The 18774-nt window shown below is 31.5% G+C and carries 18 protein-coding genes and 2 pseudogenes; 10 read left to right on the forward strand and 10 right to left on the reverse strand.

Annotated elements, in window-relative coordinates; all coding sequences use genetic code 11:
• Positions 1-463: 463 nt before the first annotated feature.
• The 10 genes and pseudogenes from ACIQ06_RS10225 to ACIQ06_RS10270 form a co-directional block, all read right to left on the reverse strand.
• Positions 464-859 carry a hypothetical protein gene (locus ACIQ06_RS10225; protein WP_396146035.1) on the reverse strand — a complete coding sequence of 132 codons (396 nt, stop codon included), beginning with the start codon at positions 857-859 and terminating at the stop codon, positions 464-466.
• A 1078-nt stretch (positions 860-1937) separates the two neighbouring features.
• Positions 1938-2459, reverse strand: a pseudogene (locus ACIQ06_RS10230) (DNA adenine methylase); the annotation flags it as partial.
• 285 nt (positions 2460-2744) lie between these two features.
• Positions 2745-3569, reverse strand: a pseudogene (locus ACIQ06_RS10235) (DNA cytosine methyltransferase).
• 1219 nt (positions 3570-4788) lie between these two features.
• Positions 4789-5187, reverse strand: coding sequence for a hypothetical protein (locus ACIQ06_RS10240; RefSeq protein WP_396146037.1), 399 nt, complete (start codon positions 5185-5187; stop codon positions 4789-4791).
• A 25-nt stretch (positions 5188-5212) separates the two neighbouring features.
• Complete coding sequence (locus tag ACIQ06_RS10245) at positions 5213-5503, reverse strand: hypothetical protein (RefSeq protein ID WP_396146039.1); 291 nt, start codon at positions 5501-5503, stop codon at positions 5213-5215.
• A gap of 20 nt (positions 5504-5523) precedes the next feature.
• Positions 5524-5748 (reverse strand): hypothetical protein, encoded by a 225-nt coding sequence (locus tag ACIQ06_RS10250; protein ID WP_396146041.1) that lies wholly within the window; start codon positions 5746-5748, stop codon positions 5524-5526.
• Positions 5749-5774: 26 nt separating this feature from the next.
• Positions 5775-6218, reverse strand: coding sequence for a hypothetical protein (locus ACIQ06_RS10255; RefSeq protein WP_396146043.1), 444 nt, complete (start codon positions 6216-6218; stop codon positions 5775-5777).
• A 233-nt stretch (positions 6219-6451) separates the two neighbouring features.
• Positions 6452-7039 (reverse strand): hypothetical protein, encoded by a 588-nt coding sequence (locus ACIQ06_RS10260; RefSeq protein ID WP_396146045.1) that lies wholly within the window; start codon positions 7037-7039, stop codon positions 6452-6454.
• A 43-nt stretch (positions 7040-7082) separates the two neighbouring features.
• The gene (locus ACIQ06_RS10265) at positions 7083-7511 is read right to left on the reverse strand and encodes a hypothetical protein (protein WP_396146047.1); all 429 of its coding nucleotides are present in this window, start codon (positions 7509-7511) and stop codon (positions 7083-7085) included.
• Between the two features lie 187 nt (positions 7512-7698).
• On the reverse strand, positions 7699-7914 hold the full coding sequence (locus tag ACIQ06_RS10270; protein WP_396146049.1) for a hypothetical protein: 216 nt from the start codon (positions 7912-7914) through the stop codon (positions 7699-7701).
• Positions 7915-8431: 517 nt separating this feature from the next.
• Here ACIQ06_RS10270 and ACIQ06_RS10275 point away from each other — a divergent pair.
• The 10 genes from ACIQ06_RS10275 (at position 8432) to ACIQ06_RS10320 (ending at position 18676) form a co-directional block, all read left to right on the forward strand.
• Positions 8432-10180, forward strand: coding sequence for a type IV secretion system DNA-binding domain-containing protein (locus tag ACIQ06_RS10275; protein WP_396146051.1), 1749 nt, complete (start codon positions 8432-8434; stop codon positions 10178-10180).
• A 39-nt stretch (positions 10181-10219) separates the two neighbouring features.
• Complete coding sequence (locus tag ACIQ06_RS10280) at positions 10220-11068, forward strand: hypothetical protein (RefSeq protein ID WP_396146053.1); 849 nt, start codon at positions 10220-10222, stop codon at positions 11066-11068.
• Between the two features lie 52 nt (positions 11069-11120).
• Positions 11121-11516: a hypothetical protein gene (locus ACIQ06_RS10285; RefSeq protein WP_396146055.1), complete on the forward strand. Its 396-nt coding sequence runs from the start codon at positions 11121-11123 to the stop codon at positions 11514-11516.
• A 253-nt stretch (positions 11517-11769) separates the two neighbouring features.
• The gene (locus ACIQ06_RS10290) at positions 11770-12516 is read left to right on the forward strand and encodes an ABC transporter ATP-binding protein (RefSeq protein WP_396146057.1); all 747 of its coding nucleotides are present in this window, start codon (positions 11770-11772) and stop codon (positions 12514-12516) included.
• Between the two features lie 8 nt (positions 12517-12524).
• A complete protein-coding gene (locus ACIQ06_RS10295) occupies positions 12525-13271 on the forward strand; it encodes an ABC transporter permease (RefSeq protein WP_396146059.1) in 747 nt (248 codons plus the stop codon).
• Positions 13256-14284: an ABC transporter substrate-binding protein gene (locus ACIQ06_RS10300; RefSeq protein WP_396146061.1), complete on the forward strand. Its 1029-nt coding sequence runs from the start codon at positions 13256-13258 to the stop codon at positions 14282-14284. Before ACIQ06_RS10295 ends, ACIQ06_RS10300 begins: the two co-directional genes overlap by 16 nt.
• A complete protein-coding gene (locus tag ACIQ06_RS10305) occupies positions 14281-15027 on the forward strand; it encodes a hypothetical protein (protein ID WP_396146063.1) in 747 nt (248 codons plus the stop codon). Before ACIQ06_RS10300 ends, ACIQ06_RS10305 begins: the two co-directional genes overlap by 4 nt.
• 4 nt (positions 15028-15031) lie before the next feature.
• Positions 15032-16825: a hypothetical protein gene (locus ACIQ06_RS10310; protein ID WP_396146065.1), complete on the forward strand. Its 1794-nt coding sequence runs from the start codon at positions 15032-15034 to the stop codon at positions 16823-16825.
• 1 nt (position 16826) lies between these two features.
• The gene (locus ACIQ06_RS10315) at positions 16827-17771 is read left to right on the forward strand and encodes a two-component system response regulator (protein ID WP_396146067.1); all 945 of its coding nucleotides are present in this window, start codon (positions 16827-16829) and stop codon (positions 17769-17771) included.
• 131 nt (positions 17772-17902) lie between these two features.
• On the forward strand, positions 17903-18676 hold the full coding sequence (locus tag ACIQ06_RS10320; RefSeq protein ID WP_396146069.1) for a SprT-like domain-containing protein: 774 nt from the start codon (positions 17903-17905) through the stop codon (positions 18674-18676).
• Positions 18677-18774: the final 98 nt, after the last annotated feature.

Here is an 18774-nt window from a genome sequence, read left to right on the forward strand (position 1 = left end):
TCTTAGCTACTGTAATTTTTAATTGTAATACTTCAAGAGTATATCGCCCCGAATTTGTAACCTTAGTGAAGTCCCCAAATAAGTAGCACTTGCTGGCTGTTTTTGAAGCATTTCGCCCCAATTTTGTAGCTGATGCAAACCGAATTTGAAATACTCCACCCCATTTATGTTATACTCTGTTCCATTTCTGGTGCCGAATCTTTTCAAAACAGGCTTTATAACTAAGTTTTTAAGTACTATAAACAATATAAACATTTAAGTTATGTAACATATTAAACACCTAAGCTTACTAAATATTTTGGGTTGTTATTTTTTAATAATTTTGATTGTTTTTGGCTCTGTGCTACTGATTTATAACACTCATTATAGATTTGGTTTAGTTTTGGGAATCATTATCGGGGCGAAGATTAATAAACGCTTGTCAAGGATTGAAACATTGTTACTAAACCCTGTCACTCCCCTGTTAAAACTTCAATTTTCCTCGTGCTACAAGTCCGATGAATAATACTAACAATATAGTTAGCGCTATACTAGCTATTAAAAATCCAGTGGCTTTATTAGAGGTTTTAATCATTTGTAAGTACATCATATTAAACTGCGATTGTGCCTGTTGCAGTCCGTTTTGAAGTTGCTGTGTTTGTTCTTTATAAAGTGTGATGACTTCATTATTAGCTTTTAAGGACTCCTCTTGTTGTCTAACTTTTAATTGAAGCGTAAAATTTTCTTGTTGAATCTGTTGAATTTTATCTTCCTGCTCTGCCCCGTTTGTGATCTCTTGCTCTTTTGGGGTTTCTTTTTTGGATTCAGATTCTTTATTAGTAGACTCCCCTTCTATTGATTTACCCATAGCTGTTGCCATCTTTTGTAAATCCTCCCACTCAATGTAACTGCTCTTTCCTCTAGTATCAATTTTAGTAATCAGCTCAATTCAAAGTTTATTAACCCGATTATAAAAAGTCGTATAACTCACCCCAAGAATTCTCTCGGCTTCTGATTTTGCAATTTGCATTACTTATTTGGTTATTAATTAAATGCTAACTAATGGTTATCACCCAAGGTAGTACCTTGTAACTTCTAGGGTTGTCAGTCCCCTGTTATAAGCTCAATCAATCTTTTGACAAAGGATGTAACACCTCTTGTTTATAGCCTTGACAGGGGAGTAACAATTTTTATTTAGTATAACCTTTTAAAGCCATTTTTCAAGAGCATTTTTTTGATATTGTATTGACAAAGCTAAAGCAAGGTTGATACTAGGACTAATTTACCTTGAAGGGGAGTATAACAAACTATATTAAAGGTTTGATAACTCTAGTAACAAGTCTTGTCAAAGGTTGTTTGTTCTATCGTTTGACTGTATCAAAAATTGTATTCTTAAAGCCAATTTATACTTGTCAGAACATTCAATTGTGTTTGATAGACCTTTGACAACCCTTAATCATCATTGTTTGTGAAAAATCTCATAGCAGAGTCCTAATTATTGAAAAAACACTTCTAATAATTCAATTTTTTCTAATTAAATTTTTCAAAATTCTATTTTTATGGATTTTGATTGGTGCTTAAATTTTAATACACTCAAAAACAATTTTTTAAACTAACTGGTAAAAATAAGAATCGAGAATTTTTAAATCTGTATTATTCTGTTCAGCATTTTTTTTGATTTCTAACTATAATTAGAGCTTATCACATACTTGAAATACCTTTGTCAAAGTCTTGTTAAAGCTTATTGAATCTAGTTTTGGTAAAACAGAGCAGTATCAACCAACTCTAAAATGTTTTTATTCAATATAGTAATTGGCTACCAAAACCTCTACTTTGTCTTTTCTTGGCAGATTACTATTATTGGCTATTATTTTACTTTGTTTGTACACCACAAACCAATCATTACGCTTGGCATAAGCATCCAAAATAACAGAAGGGTAGTTAGAGAGTAAAAACTTTCATTGTATTTTAGAGAGCGTGTCCAAAAGAGTAATGTAATCTTCCGACCTATACCCACTATAGTGTCCCTGATGAACAGGGCAGTCACTAATATATGGAGAATCTACATAAAAAAAAGCGTCTTCAAAATCTCTAGATTTTATAACCTCAATGGCATCATTAGATTCAAAATCGACATTTTTTAGTCTATCTAAAAGATATTTTTGTAAACGCTCTTTTTTTCTATGAAAACTAACCACCGATTTATTAGTACCTCTAGTGTATTTATATCCTCCTGAGAGTGTTGCAGAAAAAGATAAATTGCACAAAATCCAAAATGCCCATGCTCTTTTAATTCTATCAAAATGAGCTGGATATTTTAAAACCATTTTGGCATGATTAAACACCTCTCTACTGCAAGGGGAATTATCGACTAAAAGTTTAAGCATTCCAAAATCAGATTTAATTACTTCAAAAAAGGTAATTAGTGCTGTGTTGGTATCGTTTAATACTTCTATTTTAGAAGGCTCTTTTCTAAAGAATACAGAAGCTCCTCAACAAAAAGGCTCGCAGTATAACTGGTGTTTAGGTATTAAGCTCGTTATAAGTCCACTCATTTTTTGCTTACCACCATAATATACAAATGGGGAACTCAAAGGCTTTTTTGTTTTCATTTTGTTTTTATTAAATAAAAATCTCTTGTTTAAAATAAGATAACTCGTAACTAGCATTCTTTTACTTCTTACTATAAATACTAACTATCAAAAGAACCATTGCTGTTTAATTGCATGGGCAATTGATGATATCATAAGAGGCGGAACACTCATTCAGCAGATATTACGAACATCTAAATTGCAAAAATCATAATCTAAGGGAAAGCTACTCATACGAACGTATTCAGCATCGGTAAGATTACGAACCTCATTATAATATACTGTAGCTCCATTTGAAGTAAGCGTTGGTGCGACAATATGGTCGTAGAGGATATTGGTACTAAAAAAAGCATTATAGGTTTTTAGTTTTCTGTACCTAGCATCCGCAAATTTTAGATTCTGATCACCATATTCTACATAAGGCCACCTAAGTTTAATGGATTCTCGTAAGGGCTTATACTGCTTAGGGTTTTGATCTGCAATAGCTCCAAAGTATATTGGAGACCCATTAAAATCCAAATATAAGTCAGGTAGTTTCAAATCTTTTCTTCTAGCAATGAAGAATAAACGCTCACGTGCCTGAGGCACTCCCATCGTTGCGGAATTCAGCGCAAAGAGTTGTACATCATAGCCATTTTTAGAGAGTTTATCCCAAACTGAAAGTGCGTATTTTTGAGATGCTCCTGCAACGAGTCCCATTACGTTTTCCATTAGTGCTACTTTAGGCTTTAGTTTTAGAACCGTATCACAATACACTAATACCAAATCTTCCAAGGTTTGCTTTTTTTGTCCTTCTTTAAAAACTCTTGGTTTTCACCAATCCTTCTCACGTTTTCCACTCATTGAAAACGCACTACAAGGAGGGGAGCCATCCAAAATATCTAAAGCATACAATTCTTTAGGCAAATCTTCTCTGAGATTAAATTCTCTGATATCCTGCTCATAGTAATACTTAGGCTTGTGGTTCTTTATATACACTCTGCTCATTTTTGGGTCAATTTCTACCCCTCACAAATGTTTGCATCCTGCAAGTTTATAGCCCATAGTAGAGCCTCCGCCTCCAAGAAAAAGTCCAAATACATTTAGTCAATTAGTCCTTGGGTAGTTGCTGCTTAATTTTCGGTTGTAGTTTATATTTTTCATATCTTTTTTTGATGGTGTTAAAAGATATTTCTCTGTTTTTAAATGCCTTTTGTCTGAGTCTTTGTTTGATTCTAAGTCTTTGTCTTTCTTTAGATTTTTTATTCAAGACACTATTATTGGTTTTCATATCTAATGATAATAAAGAATATAAAATGCTTCATTTAAATGGGATAGTTTGCCACAAGGATTTCTTTTTTTCTTTTTCATTGGGACGCCTTAAGCCTATTTCCTGCTGTTAGTGGCATATCTATGGTTTTGGTATACCATCCATGTTTTTGAACAAACTCCATTAATATATCAGAAGGGTAGTTACAGAGTAGAAATTTTCATTTTGCATTAGCCAGTACATTTAAATCACGCACAAAATGTTCCTTCATGTAACCTCCATAATGACCTTGATTTGTGCCAATATATGGAGGGGTCGCAAAAAATGAAGGCCTGTTTATGGTCCCTACTCTCTATTACTTTGTGTGCCAGATTATTTTCTATTTGGGTATTAGCTAAACGTTTACTTAGCATTTCTTTAAAATTCTCAACCTTGTTTTTAAATGATAGCGTAGCTTTATTTTCTCTATCGTATCACCAGCTGCCTATCTTATTAGAATATCACATGTTGGTGACAATAAAAAATGCCCAAGCCCTTATTATAGGGGAGTCTGCAAAAAGCTCTGGTGTATCGTAAATTAAAAGTGCTTTTTTATAAGTTGACCTAGAGAGCAGTGTCGTTTCTACTTTTTGTTGTAAAGCTATAAAGTTCGTTTTTAGAACTTCATAAAAATTAACTACGTTCATATTAATGTCGTTAATAATCTCAACAGGGGATTGCTCCTTGGCAAAATACAGTGCTCATCCGCCAAAAAACGGCTCTATGTACGTAGTGTGCTCTGGAATTATTGGCAAAATATGTTTTAGCATCTGTTGCTTTCAACCGTAGTAACTTATAGGTGTTTTGATTTTTGTTTGATTTTTCATTTTAGTAATCTGGAAAAATAAAGTTTAAAAAAATAGCTCAGAAACCCCGAGCTATTCATTTGTAAAAAATGATGTTAAAGACAATCCATACTTTTAAACGAATTTAGTCTTTTTTCTCTTCCCCTTTTGGTTCTTCTTTTTTAGTTTCATTTTTTTTGGCTTCAATTTTAGCTGATGCAGCTGCTACTGAAGCTGGGATAATTGGATGCTCTGGAGCAAGCGGTAATAAAAGTACCTCTTTACTCCATTTCTCTGTCATATACGAAATGATAAATAAATCATCTCCGATGAGTTTTAATAATCCTTCGTTTTCCATCTCTACCAGATTGTGTTCTTTGGGAACAGTGCCGTTAAAGATTTTAGTAATAATCTCAATGAGTTCCTTTCTTGAAAAGAACTTTACCATCTCTGGGCTGATTATTCTGAATTCAGACTCCGCCTTCGATCTTTCTTTTAATACTAATGAAAATATTTTCATCAGCGATTGCTTGTTTTGATTCATAATTTTCCTTTTTTAATTTATTTTTTCAACTTTTCTCTTTGATGTAGCTAAAAACAAACTGTGGATTTATAACCTCATACTTTCTGGCATTATGGTCTTTGACCATAGTATATTCAAATGGTACGTATGGTTTTATCCAAACTACTGTAACTGTTCTGTCTTTTGTTTCTTCTAACTCGCATCTTGGCAATTGTTTTTCTTTTTGATATCCTTCTGCATCTTGGTTATCATAGTGTAGAATTTTAATACAATTCTCATTTACTATTTCATACTCAAGAGTCCAAACGGAGTCAATAAGCCTTTTTGTAGCTTTCATACTTCATTTTTTTAGATTGTTTATTCGATTAAATGATCTACACCCATCCTTTTATAAATCTCCATATTATGGTCGAAAGCGCCTTTACACCTATGATTGGCTTTACGGTTTTTACCTTCTGTGCCATGACAAATCTGATGCGCTTTAAAAAGCGTTCTTTTAATGACTTCATTAGCCAAATGCGTATCTTGATAGTGTCCCAATTCATTAGGTTTAAAAGGACAGGTTTTACAATGTGACGGCATTACAGGGAGTTTACTTGCATCTATTTTCATTTTTCTAAATCAGTATTAGCGAGCCAAATTTCATTGGCTTTATCATATCCGACCCACTGGTGGTTCTTGTCATAGCCTCTAGAGGCTAATTCATAACGGATGATACGCTCAAGGGGAACTTGGTATTGCAAAATAAATCGAAGTATCTCCCCATGAGAAGAACTAAAAAGTCCCATAATTTCTTCCCAATGATTAAGTGGACATTTTTGGGAGCGAATAGTTACAATCTGCTCATAGTCCATTTGATTATAGTTTTGGGGTAATGCTATATAAGAACCTTTTCTTCTTCCCTCTTTAGTAACTACTTGATATAGTTTTGTTTTTTTGTCTTGGATAACTACATAACTTCTATTTTGCACGCGGTATTTAAAATTCATCCACAGTGCAATATCTATAGCTCTTTGCAGAGATCCGTGCTGTTTGAAGGCTTCACTTTCCATACACTTTGAATTTTTAATTGATTGGATTTATACGTTCCTTTTTTTATTAATTTATCTTTTATCTTTTGAGCATTCTCTTGTGTAGCGAAGAAGATTTCAGGCTCGGCTATATAATGCCTGTATCTTCCTCTTTTGAGCGCTACTAGAATAACAAAATACTTTATGCATTTATTTTCTTTGTTGTCATTATTCATTTTTGTTTTTGTTTAACAAATCGAATTTTCATTTTCTTTCTACAATTCCATAACTTTAAGCTCCCCCTCGCAAAACCCTGCTTCAGCTATAAGTAATGCCAACATCATTTGAGCTTCCCACTCCGTCGTATAACGTTTGGCTGGAGTGGTACAAGAATACTTGTCCTCTTCTTTAACATTAGCATCAAAGATGCCGAATCTTGGAGTAAGCTTGCCTGCTTTTTTAAGCAATGAGCGAAAGTTACTTCTATCGTACTCGTCCCAATCAGGTATGGGTTTTTCAGCTAGATAATGGGTTTGAAGTCCAAGTTGAGCAAGGGTTGAGTGAACATTATTTGCATCCACTACATAATCCTTCTCTTTTTCGTTATCCCAAAGCTGTACTATGTAAAGTAGAATACTTCTCTCACTAACTATGGCATCCAAGACTTCTTCAGAACTCATCTGTGGTGGGTCATATGTTTGTGGGATATTCCCATGATACAACCAGCTGAGAATCTCTAGTAGTTCTTCTTTTGTAAAGAACTTCAAGAAGATGGGATTTACTGTTTCTTGTTTCTCGAGAGATAATCTTTTCTCTAGCATACTTAAAAAGTAATGCAGAGTAACACGAATTTTTGCGTTCATTTTTTTGTTTTTGTTTAAGGTGGTTTTAATTTTTTTAATTACTTTAGACAGCTACAACCCTTAGATTTTCAATGTCCCCGTTTTGCTCTATCTGAAGATTAAAGAGCGCTTTTCGGGCTTCTGCCTCGGTGTTGTACAACTCTATTTGGTCAGCAAACACTCCAATGTTTTCTTGCGCTATTTCTTTTGATACAATCCCATAGCGAGAGTAAGGTTTACCCGCCTCTTTTAGTAAGATTTGATAGGTTTTGTAATCCGAACTATCCCGCTGCTCAATTGGTTTTTTACTCAAAACATGTCTTTGTATTCCCAATTCCTTTAGGATTTGTTTTACCATTTGAGGCGTAAACTGATTGGGAGTTGCGGAGTCAAAGTCATTCCAATTATCGATGATGTACGACAGGATATAACTGTTATCACCAATAATTTCTAACAAATCATCTGTGGATACATTTTGCAAATCATAATACATATCAATTCACTCGTCATACATATCTTTAATAATCAGAATCAGTTCCTCTTTGGTCAGTAATTCTCAAAAGATGGAATCCACCTTAAGAGTCAGTGGAGACTGTATCGTCTTATAATGACTCAGCAAGAAGTATTTGATAACCAAATGATGTTCTTTTTTCATTACGCTTTTGCAATTGCTAAATGTTTTAATCCCTATTTTCTACCTGGCAATAATCTAATATTGTTGATAGTAAATGATTGTAATCCTTACTTTGGGCCTCTTCCAAAACCAGGTCTATCTCCTTTGTGCTCCAACCTTCCTTAGTGGCTTGTCTTTTAAAACTTGCCATAATGACATAGGCATTGCCATCCACTCCTACTAAATCTAAATTAACTGTCTTGTCTACTAATTTTTTACTCATTACTTTTCTTTTTTTAAATCCTTACTTTTTTTCTTACTCTGTAATTGTCTTACTTTTCTTTACTACCTTTTCTTGGCTTTAGGATATAAAGGCTATTTTTTGTCGACATACATTTTTTAAGAAAGTATCTTTAGAGTGCAAGCTATTTTGTGATTTTTGACTTGACCACTTGTATTTTCTTGGGGTGTTTTTATGTGTAGATAAAAAATAGCTCTTTGAGCTATAGTGGCATACCTTTTGTGGGTACATATTGTATGTATTTTGGGAGGAAGCCAAATCTTTACAGGTTCCCAAAAAGGTTGTTATAAAGGTTGTCATAAAGGTTATTGCACACCTGCTTGACATTTAAACCTTCTTTAATTTTAAAAGCGCTAATTGACTTGCATTTTAACTTATCAATCAATATTGGTCAACTTGTCTACCTTTAAATGGACAATGCTAAATCAACAAATTATCTTACTTAAACCACTAGGCTCTAACCACTCTAGTTTTGCAATCTTTCTTTAAAATCTAGGCTATGAAAACAGCAATTGTACACTTCAACAAAAACCTTCCTCTTTGGAAAATAAAATCATTGGATTTGTTTTGGGCAGGGGATTATATCATGGCAGATACTACAGAACTGACCCAGCCAATGATTGTGAATCATATTTCGGAATTAGATAAAAAACTATCGAGCATCAGTACTACTTCAATTGAATATGTCACTTTATTAAAAAAAAGATTTTTGAGCTTCAGCGAATATGAAATCTTATCCAAATCAGCAAAAAACACTAAAAATCCAAATGGGATTTCGATTCATGCCATTAATTATTGGGAGCTACTTAAAAAATCATCCCTAAAACATTTACTCTATAATGCAACTGACGATGCTAAAAACTATTTGGAACTACTTCAAAAATACCTTCCTAAACCTTATGCCTATTTTTTTAGTCCAAGGCCAGTTCCTGTTCCAATATCGGCTCTGAACCGCCATCTCTTAATAACCGGTAGAACAGGTTCTGGAAAAACACATTTTATCAAAAGTTTATTCTACCAACTTCAAGAGCAAACCGCCCAAAAAAAATCGTCAAGTTTAATTCTAATTGACCCGCATGGAGATATTTCTTCAGAACTTTTAACCCTTCGTTTGAATTTAAAAAATCCAGAGCGTCTTTGGTATGTAGATCCTCATTTGGATTCAAAATTAATTCCATGTATCAATCCGTTTTGGGATAAAGTGACAGACCCTGTCTTTGTGGATTTACTATCCCAACAATGGGCAAAAGCATTTGCTGACCTTATTCCTGAAGCGGGCATCTCGTTAAACATGGAAACGTTACTCAAACCTTGCCTTTGTGTTCTTATTGAAAATGGAGGATTCGGACTGATGGATTTAAAAAACTTTATGGATGATACTTTAAATTCAGAATTAGTAGAACTGGGTAAAAAATCCAGAAATCCTGTATTCCGTGGTTTTTTCGAGCAAGGATTTTTAAATAAAAAACTCGCTCTTACCAAACTAGCCGTTTATAATAGATTACAATTTTTGATGAACAATTATATCTTTTATCAGATGATGAATGGGCCCTGTACCATTGATTTAAAAAAAGCCATGCAAGACGGAAAAGTTGTGTTGTTTAATTTATCAAAAGGTAAACTCGGTGAGGATAGCTCAAGAGCAATGGGCAGATTTATCTCGGCTACTATTTTAAGTATTGCACTGCAAAGAGCTTTTGAAGATGAGTCTACTAGGGGGAAAACGTATTTGTTTGTGGATGAGTTCCACAATCTGGCTTCCTCGAGTATGGAGACGGTCTTTTCTGAAGCCAGGAAATATAATTTGCACATGATAGTTGGGGTTCAAAGTGTGTCACAATTACCCTCATCATTAAAAGAGATGGTACTCAATAATACTGCGGTTAAACTTGTCGGAATAAATGGGCTTCCTGCTCTTAAACTGCAAGCGCCAGACATTGGAGTTTCGTTTTCTGAGTTACAAAATCTACCACCTTTTTATTTTTATTTAAAATACGACCATCATCCTGCACTAAAAGTTAAAAGTCCAGATTTTTTAATCAAAAATCACAAAGTCTATTTTGCATTGCCAAAAGAAGTCAAATCAATAAAAGAATTTTGTCTGCATCAAAGTGGAATTTACAGAAATAGTGAATTACCAGTAGAAGATAAAACAAAAAAAACAACACAAACAAGTCCCGATAGTAATCAAAATCATAAAACACCTAAAGAATCTTATGGTGATTTTATGCCAAAGTTTGATCTCTAAAAAAGTATTGGGATATTTAAAATCTAAAACAAAAACAAAATGAATGCAACTCCTGCCCTAGAGCAGATAACACCTGCTCAACAAAAAATTCTCGTGGCTCTTGCTACATTTAAATACTTAACCACTGGACAACTTCTCTTTTTAGAGGTAATGAGCGACAGAGCCAACATCAATAAAAATATTACAGTACTTAAAAATCGTTACAGACCACTTGTTGGTTCAATCTCTTTTGGAGTGCATCCAAAGCTAGGTAAACTTCAAAACATCCATTATTTAACTTCCCATGGAGCAATGCTTCTAAAAGAAAACTTTGGTGAGCGTTTTTTTGTTAGGTATCCCAAAGGAAAAAATGGACTTTTTCAGCAAGACTACTTTCATAGGGTGAATTTAATAACCTTTCATATACATTTTAATCTGTGGGCTATGGCAAATGATTTGGATTTGCTTTTTTTTCGAGCGTATTTCGATAAACTAACCACTGGTAAAGAAAAAGGGTATCGCGCCGAATCTGCCATACCTATTAATGAGGAAGAATATTTGATTGCAGATGCGATCTGTATGCTTCAAACAGTTCGAAGATTAGAATTGCTAGCTGTTGAGATGTATAATGGAGATGACACGCATAGGGTGCATGATTCACTTTTTTATCACCTGCAAGCACTCTCCAATGGTCAGCCATCGAAAAAATATGGATTAAATTATGGTTCCCGTGTACTTTGTGTATTCGAACTAGAAAGTTACAAAATACAGGCCATGAAAAGACTCAATGAGGATGCCCGTTTTGCTTCTGCTAAAAAACATTTCTTGTTTAAATCACTTGATGAATTATCAGTGGACAGTTTTTTCGATTGGTGGTTATTTGATGGAACTACCGCAAGCTTGTTTTAGACTTGTAATTTGTTACAAAACGAGTAAAAAAAAGTCTAAAACATTTTTTATTATGCAAAAATTTTATTTCGTACGCTATGAGTTTGGGTTTGTTTTGGCAGAAAACCCTCAATCTGCCTCTGATGCTGCTGCCAATGGAAGAGTCAATCCCGATGACAGTAAAGTTCTAATGGTCGTATCTCAAAAAGCCGACACACAGCTTTTTCCTAATCTTTCTGAAAAAGAAGTAATGACGCGAATTGTGTATCTCCAACTCGCCATTATTTGGACAGTAGCTCATTTTGAGACCAGAGCTCAAAAAAAGGAAAAAGAAGCCATCGGTAGTATTTATGATCGAAAAACCTTCGAAGGCGCACTGGTTAAAATGATTGAAAATCATCACAGAGAAGAAGGCATTAGCTGGGCAACGGTAGATTACTACCTAGATCAGTATTGCAAAAAAGATTAAAATCATTCCCTGTTTTTTACAGGGAATTTTTTATGCAAAACTGTTCTGTGTTGATGTTAAATATTATTCTTTAGTCACTTTTCATATCCTGCAATTATTTACCTTATTTAAAGTTTAAAAAAATCAATCAAAATTAGAATAGCTAAGGGTTTCCAGACTATGAATAAAATGTAACCTTACATCAATTTCATATAAAAAAAAACTTTGGCATATATTTTTCTACTTTTGTTTATCCGTACTTTATTTAAAGATTATGATCGTAGAGAATTTACAATTTGGTTATGATAAAAAGTCAACCATAATTAATGGAGTATCTTTTTCATTTACAGAGCATCAACATTTGGCTATTGTTGGAGCCTCTGGATGTGGTAAATCAACTTTGTTGCGTTTAATTTCGGGAAATATAAGTCCAACAGGCGTTAATTTTTTAAAGGGTAGTATTTCCATTAATGGTCTAAATCCTATTGAGAATATTAAAATTGGACAAACAAGTTTTATGTTTCAAGAACCTGCATTATTTCCAAATTTAACAGTTGTCGAAAATATTAGATTTCCTTTGAAGCTTAAAAACAAAATAGATGATCAATGGATTAACGAAGTTATAGAGAAAGTTGGATTAACAAATTATAAAAATTATCTACCATCGCAGTTATCCGGAGGTATGAAAACTCGTGTTGCACTTGCAAGAACATTTATAACAAAACCTAAATTATTATTATTGGATGAACCATTTGGAGCTTTAGATGTAAAATGGAAGTCTATTCTTTACAAAGAATTAGAAATGCTAAGAGAGGAAATGAATTCTAAAATTATCATAGTAACCCATGATATCCAAGAGGCGTTATTGTTATCAAACAACATTTTAGTGATGGGCAAAGAAGGAAAAATAGTTGAACAATTAATTATTGAAAAAAAATTGCCGAGAATTTTCTCAAACGAAGATGTATTTGAGCTTCAAAATGAATATTTAAAAATTAAGAAACTAATAATTGAGAATTAATTTTAATTATGAAAAGTAAACAAATATTTTTTTATACAATATTTATTATATCGCTATTACTTCTATGGCAATATATGGCTCAATGTTCAGACAAAGTAAGACTACTTGTTAGTTCCCCTTTGTTAGTGTTAGATTTTTTCAAAATAAATATATCTAAATTATTAGAAGCTACATTTTATACTTTTATAGAGGCATTTGCTGGACTTTTAATAGCTACAACATTTAGCTTCACAATGATGGTAATATGTTTATATGTTCCTAAATTGATGAAATATGTTCTTCCTGTTATGGTTGTTAGTCAAATAATACCATTAATCACTTTGGCACCCTTGTTTATAATTTTATTTGGATTGGGTATAGAATCTAAAATTATGATGGCAACTTTAATGTGTTTTTTTCCGATTTTCGTAAACTTTTCAAATGGAATAAAACTTATTAGTAAAAACATACAAGAATTAATGTTTGTCTATAATGCCACTAACCTTGATAAAATAAGATATATGTATTTTCCTTTGGCTCTGCCTTCAATTATTTCTGGACTCAAAATTGCCTCAACATTGGCAGTGATAGGTGCAATAGTTGGAGAATTTAATGGAACAGAGATTGGTATTGGGAAAAATTTATTTATTGCAGCAAAAAGATTAGAACCTGAACTTATGATGTCGAGTCTTTTTCTCTCATCATTATTAGGAGGACTCTTCTATATTAGCATAGTATTAATTGAAAAAAAATTTGGAAAATGGTATTTAAAGTAAATTTAAAAAAGAACAAGTTAATTAGTTTTGCATTGATTTTTATTATTGGAATTTCAATATCAGGATGTAAAGAAGATACAAATAAAAAACTAAGCAGAAAATCCAAGATTCATTACAAAACCGTCACTTTAATACAAGAGTGGTTTCCATATTCAGGATATGCTGGAGAAGTAATGGCAATAAATGAAACAGCTCATAAAAATGGACTAGATATAAAATTGAATGCAGGATCAGATGAAATAGATCCTGTTAAAATGGTTATAAGTGGTGAAGATGATTTTGGAGTAGCAAGTGCCGATAAAGTGATAAGTGCAAATGAACGTGGAGCTAATTTGGTTGTTATTGGAGTCATTAACTATTCTTCACCAACATGTTATATTTCTAAAAAAGAAAAAAACATCAATAAGCCAAAAGACTTTGAAGGACATAAAATTGGCATTTTAACAGGTACAAACACAGAGTTTATTTATAAAGCTTTAGTTAATAAATTAAAGCTAGATAAAACAAAGTTAAAAGAAGTTGACATTCCTTTCGATTTAGGTACTTTCATAACAGACAGCTATGATGTAAGACCAGCTTTTGTCTATGACGAGCCCGTCACTTTAGACGAGAAAAAAATAAAATATAATTTAATTAAGCCCGTTGATTATGATATTCATTTTCTTGGTACAGTATATTTTACTACTAAAGAAAACATAAAAAATAATCCAAAAATTGTGCAATCATTTGTTAATGCATTAGCGGAAGGATGGGAAAAAGCATTGAAGAACCCTTCAAAAGCAATAGAGTATTTGAAAAAATATGATTCAAACATCAATGTTAAAAGAGAGTATGCGTCTCTTCAGAAAGGATTGAGTTATTTTGAAGGACAAGATAAAAAAGTCTTATACGCAAAAGCCCAAGAATGGGAAAAAATGGTTGTAATCTTAAAAGAATTGAAAGTGATAAAAACATTTGATTTCAATAAATCTGTAGACCAGCGTTTTATTAATAAATACCATCAATTCAAATGACATTTGAACTTATAAACAAAGTAGATTTCAAAACAACAAATAGAACTTCATGGGAAGTAAACTCAAAATTCATATTGGAATCTAGTTTTAACCAAAAAAATATTTCTAATTTCTTAAAAACAAAAATTTGCCAAATTAAACAAGACAAACAAGAAATAGTAAAATTATTAGATGTAGGATGTGGTAATGGCTGGCTAAAAGATATTATTCCTAATGATTTAGTTTATCAAGGTATAGATAATTGTACCAATTTTGTATCATCGCTAAATAATACAAAAGGCAATCATTTTTTAGAATTAGATATAGAAGTTAATCAACACAATCAAAAACTAGAAGCATTAAAATCAAATATTGTTGTTTGCTGTCTTAGTTTAATCGAAATGTCGTATTTAGATATTGTATTTAAAAATTTATATGAATTAACATCAAAAAATGGTTACCTGATTATTGTTAGCTTAAATCCTCTAATAGAGCTTTACAGAGTTTCTGAAAATCAAAAGGATTATAAAAATTTAATATCTAATTATAAAAAGGCAAAAAATCACTTAGTGATTTCAAAAAAAATAAACATTGGAGAAAAAAAATCAACTTTAGATTATTATAGAATTTTATATTCTTTTGAAGATTATTTTGACCAAGCTAGTAATGTTGGTTTCACTTTAGAGGAGTTTAAAGAAGACATAAATGAAGTCCGAGAACCTAAAAGTCCTATGTATGAATATATAATGTTTAAAAAAGAGTAAGATCATGGTCAAAACTTTTTGTTTTTATGGAAGTAGTAAAAGTGAAATATCTGACATATATATTGAATTAGTGGAAAAGACACTTGAGTATATTTTTTCACATTATAAACAAATTCGTATAGTAACTGGAGGATATAGCGGTTTCATGGAACTAGTTTGCGAGAAAGCCAAATCTTTAGCTCAAAATAAGTTTTCAGAGATTTCATTAGAAAATTATGGAATAATATTTGAAGGTTATGAGGAGATTCCTAATGCATTTTTAGACAAAACTATAAGTGTTACTAATTTAGGGGAGAGAGTTCATACAATGATTGAAATTAGTGATTTTATCTTTGCTTTTGATGGTTCAAATGGTACACTACATGAAATATTACAAACAGAACAAACTCTTAAATATTCTGAACTTAAAAAGAATAAAAGATTTTGGATACATCAAATTTGGGAAGATAGATTAAAGCCATTTGATTTAGAAGTAGATTATTTTGATATAAATTCAGTTGATAAATTAAATATATTTTCTTTGAATGATACTTTAAAAAGCTCTTCCGAGTTTAATGATTCCAGCGACATTTTAGAAAGTATTAATAATTTAATTTCAGCAAGCTTAAAAGAAAATAGAGATGTTTTGGCTTTTGATTTTGCTTACACTTTTTTTAACAGTAGTTTAGGTATTAATGAGGGAATGAATAGGAGTTTTGCCATTAATGAATATTCTAATATATTGAATGATTTTCTGAATTTACACAACTCATTACTTAATTGCAATGTAAATTTTAATGGTTATAATATCCTCAATGGTAATAGTAATTCAAAGATTAATGATTTAGAAGAATCTAACATAAAATTAAAAAGGAATCTTTTTAATGAATATCAAAATAATCCTCAAATTAGCTTCGATAAATGGAACAAGCATTTAGCAACTAAAAACTTTGGAAAAGTTTCCTTCTGGATAAACAAACACTTGCTCATTAATGAAATTGAAGTTAACTTATCTTGTTTTCTTGTTTTGGACATAGAACTAAGCAAAGAGAAATATGAAAAGATAATAGTTCTACTAAACAATTACATTTTTAAATCTGCCATTGAAGATATTTTAGAAAAAATAAAACTCAAATTAAATGAGATTCACAGCTTAGACAGATTCAGAAAAAAAGCAAGAGCCCATCAGCATACCATTTTTAATTTACTTTCAACCACTGAGATTTTAATTGCTTCATCACAACAAATCTCAAATAAATATAACGATGAAAAATTAAGTTTAAACTTATCAAATGCCTTAGGTATTTTTAAAACATATGATATTTGCTTTCAAGCAATCTTTGATTGTCTAAATAAGGGTCATTATTTGTATGGAAAGACTATTGATTGCTATGTGAAATATATTTTGGATTGTTATAAAGACTTTGATTTTGGAGTTGAAGAGCCTATTTTCGACATAACTGATGAGACACATTTGCAACCGATAAAGAAAGAAATGCCGGAAGTTTTCATGATTTTATGGAATTTATGGCACAATGCCTATTCTAAAAAAGAATCTGGCACTAAAATATTAATCAAAATGGTTCAATTTAATGATTTTTTCTACATTACTTTCTCTAATCATGTAAGAAATGATTTACTAGATAAAGCCCATAAAGTATCTGATTACTTAACTGGTAGAAAAAATGAAGTTTTAAAAGAAAATGGAGGATTAACTATAATTAAACAAACTATTGAAGAGGTAAAGTTTATATCGATTGACCCAAATTTAACAAAAATAGAATCAAACACATTACACATAACACTTAAAATTAATTAATATGACTACAAAAATTAAGAATTTAGTTTTAATAGATGATGAAGAAACATTCTTAGCCTCCCTAAAAGATGCATTTGTTAACCTAGGCTATAATGTAAGCATATTTGACGATAAGAATGAATGTAAAAATGCAATTGACCATATTTTGCATAATAATGTTGATCTAATTTTTGTTGATGAAGACATGCCCAGCATAACAGGAAGAGAATTCGGAAAAAAATTCATGACTTTAGAAAAAATTAATCACATCCCAATTATTATGTTAACTGCAAAATCTGACATTGATTATGCTTTGAAAGCAATTACAGAATGTGGATTTGATTATTTCTATTCAAAATCAGGCTTCATCTCTGAATTAAATAAAAAAATAGAATTTATATTAACAATTCCTTCGGTTAAAAATAAGTTTGAAATCAGAAATTTAGATTATAGAATTAAAAAAATTAACACAGACTACAATAATACAATAAGAGAAAAATTCTTATCAACGCCAATATACGAAATACTAACCTCATCAACAAAAGAAGGTTTTTATCAAGAAAGATTAAATAGATTACTAATTCAAAACAAAATTGTACAATTAAATAATTTGCCTCTATGTCGAAGAGATAATTTGGCATTAAGTATAGATTTCATTGAAAGTAATAAAATAAGTAATGAAAATATAAATGAGGAGCTTAAAGTCCAACTTTTAGACTACATAAATAGCAAAAAAGCAAAAAGTAGTTTAGAGACGGTAAGACCGAGATATAATAAATATTTTCAACTTTTTAAAGATGGAAAATACACCAAAGATGGATTATTAACCATAAGATTAATTATAGAAAATAAAGATAAATTAGACTCATTAATTCATTTTACTAAACAAAAAATGTTTAATAATGCTTCTTTTGGTACTTTCATTGACGAAATAATTATTGATATGGAATCAAAAAAAGAGGTTTAAAAAATTGTAAGGTTATATATAACATCTCTAGTAAACTTTTATATAACCTTATTTTAAGTCATTGAAAATCAATGATTTATTTTTTTTAAATTAAAATTTCACTATATATTTGCTTCATAAAACCACAAATTATGAAGCCAATTTTACCTGCTGTTTCAGATTTTCAGAACCAAAAAAATTACACCGTACGAAATAAAAATTTCGTGATTCAAAACCCAGAAGTAGAAACTCAAATTCTAGGAGACTTTTCAAAACCAACGTTACTGCAGTTTAACGCTATTCAAAGCGCTTTCGATTTTTATAATCTACAGTTATTTTATCCTGTATTCGGCAAGAAATTATCGCCGGTAATGTTCTCACTGAACGATAGCAGAAGAAAATCTCTTGGCTATTATGCTTTCGATAAATACGTAGATCAATACCAAAACGTTTTCTCGCTCATCAATCTAACGCCTGAATTCCTTAGCAATGACGTGTATTCGGTTATGAGCGTTCTTGTTCATGAAATGGCCCATCATTACCAGTACACACTTGGCAAGAAAAAAGGTCGTATCTCTAGCTATCACGACAAAGAATTCGCTCAAATTATGGAGGAACTTGGTCTAATATGTTCTTCAACTAGCAGACCAGGAGGCTACAAAACAGGTATCAAAATGGGGCACTACATCGTAAAAGGAGGTAAATTCGAGACTTTAACTCAGTTTATTCCAAATGATATACTTACACCATTTAAAATCAATAAAAACGGTGCTAGACGACTAAACCGAATTCTTCGAGAGGAGAAATATGCTGAGCAAAAGGTCAAAGTTAAATACAGTTGTCCAAATTGCGATACAAAAGTATGGGGTAAGCCAAATCTAAATATATCATGTACACCGTGTCAAATCAAACTAATTAACACCTAATGCCTATGAAACAAAATAACAATTAAAAAAAAGCGCCACAAAATGTGACGCGATGAAAACATCGTTAACTAACAACTGAACCGTCTACCAAACATCAC

It is taken from the genome of Flavobacterium sp. (genome assembly GCF_044341265.1).
In the GTDB taxonomy this organism is placed as follows: Bacteria; Bacteroidota; Bacteroidia; order Flavobacteriales; family Flavobacteriaceae; genus Flavobacterium.

Bases quoted from the DNA above. Each gene is read 5' to 3' on its own strand.
- ACIQ06_RS10225 (WP_396146035.1), bottom strand. From the start codon at position 859: ATGGCAACAGCTATGGGTAAATCAATAGAAGGGGAGTCTACTAATAAA.
- ACIQ06_RS10240 (WP_396146037.1), bottom strand. From the start codon at position 5,187: ATGAATCAAAACAAGCAATCGCTGATGAAAATATTTTCATTAGTATTA.
- ACIQ06_RS10245 (WP_396146039.1), bottom strand. From the start codon at position 5,503: ATGAAAGCTACAAAAAGGCTTATTGACTCCGTTTGGACTCTTGAGTAT.
- ACIQ06_RS10250 (WP_396146041.1), bottom strand. From the start codon at position 5,748: ATGCCGTCACATTGTAAAACCTGTCCTTTTAAACCTAATGAATTGGGA.
- ACIQ06_RS10255 (WP_396146043.1), bottom strand. From the start codon at position 6,218: ATGGAAAGTGAAGCCTTCAAACAGCACGGATCTCTGCAAAGAGCTATA.
- ACIQ06_RS10260 (WP_396146045.1), bottom strand. From the start codon at position 7,039: ATGAACGCAAAAATTCGTGTTACTCTGCATTACTTTTTAAGTATGCTA.
- ACIQ06_RS10265 (WP_396146047.1), bottom strand. From the start codon at position 7,511: ATGTATTATGATTTGCAAAATGTATCCACAGATGATTTGTTAGAAATT.
- ACIQ06_RS10270 (WP_396146049.1), bottom strand. From the start codon at position 7,914: ATGAGTAAAAAATTAGTAGACAAGACAGTTAATTTAGATTTAGTAGGA.
- ACIQ06_RS10275 (WP_396146051.1), top strand. From the start codon at position 8,432: ATGAAAACAGCAATTGTACACTTCAACAAAAACCTTCCTCTTTGGAAA.
- ACIQ06_RS10280 (WP_396146053.1), top strand. From the start codon at position 10,220: ATGAATGCAACTCCTGCCCTAGAGCAGATAACACCTGCTCAACAAAAA.
- ACIQ06_RS10285 (WP_396146055.1), top strand. From the start codon at position 11,121: ATGCAAAAATTTTATTTCGTACGCTATGAGTTTGGGTTTGTTTTGGCA.
- ACIQ06_RS10290 (WP_396146057.1), top strand. From the start codon at position 11,770: ATGATCGTAGAGAATTTACAATTTGGTTATGATAAAAAGTCAACCATA.
- ACIQ06_RS10295 (WP_396146059.1), top strand. From the start codon at position 12,525: ATGAAAAGTAAACAAATATTTTTTTATACAATATTTATTATATCGCTA.
- ACIQ06_RS10300 (WP_396146061.1), top strand. From the start codon at position 13,256: ATGGTATTTAAAGTAAATTTAAAAAAGAACAAGTTAATTAGTTTTGCA.
- ACIQ06_RS10305 (WP_396146063.1), top strand. From the start codon at position 14,281: ATGACATTTGAACTTATAAACAAAGTAGATTTCAAAACAACAAATAGA.
- ACIQ06_RS10310 (WP_396146065.1), top strand. From the start codon at position 15,032: ATGGTCAAAACTTTTTGTTTTTATGGAAGTAGTAAAAGTGAAATATCT.
- ACIQ06_RS10315 (WP_396146067.1), top strand. From the start codon at position 16,827: ATGACTACAAAAATTAAGAATTTAGTTTTAATAGATGATGAAGAAACA.
- ACIQ06_RS10320 (WP_396146069.1), top strand. From the start codon at position 17,903: ATGAAGCCAATTTTACCTGCTGTTTCAGATTTTCAGAACCAAAAAAAT.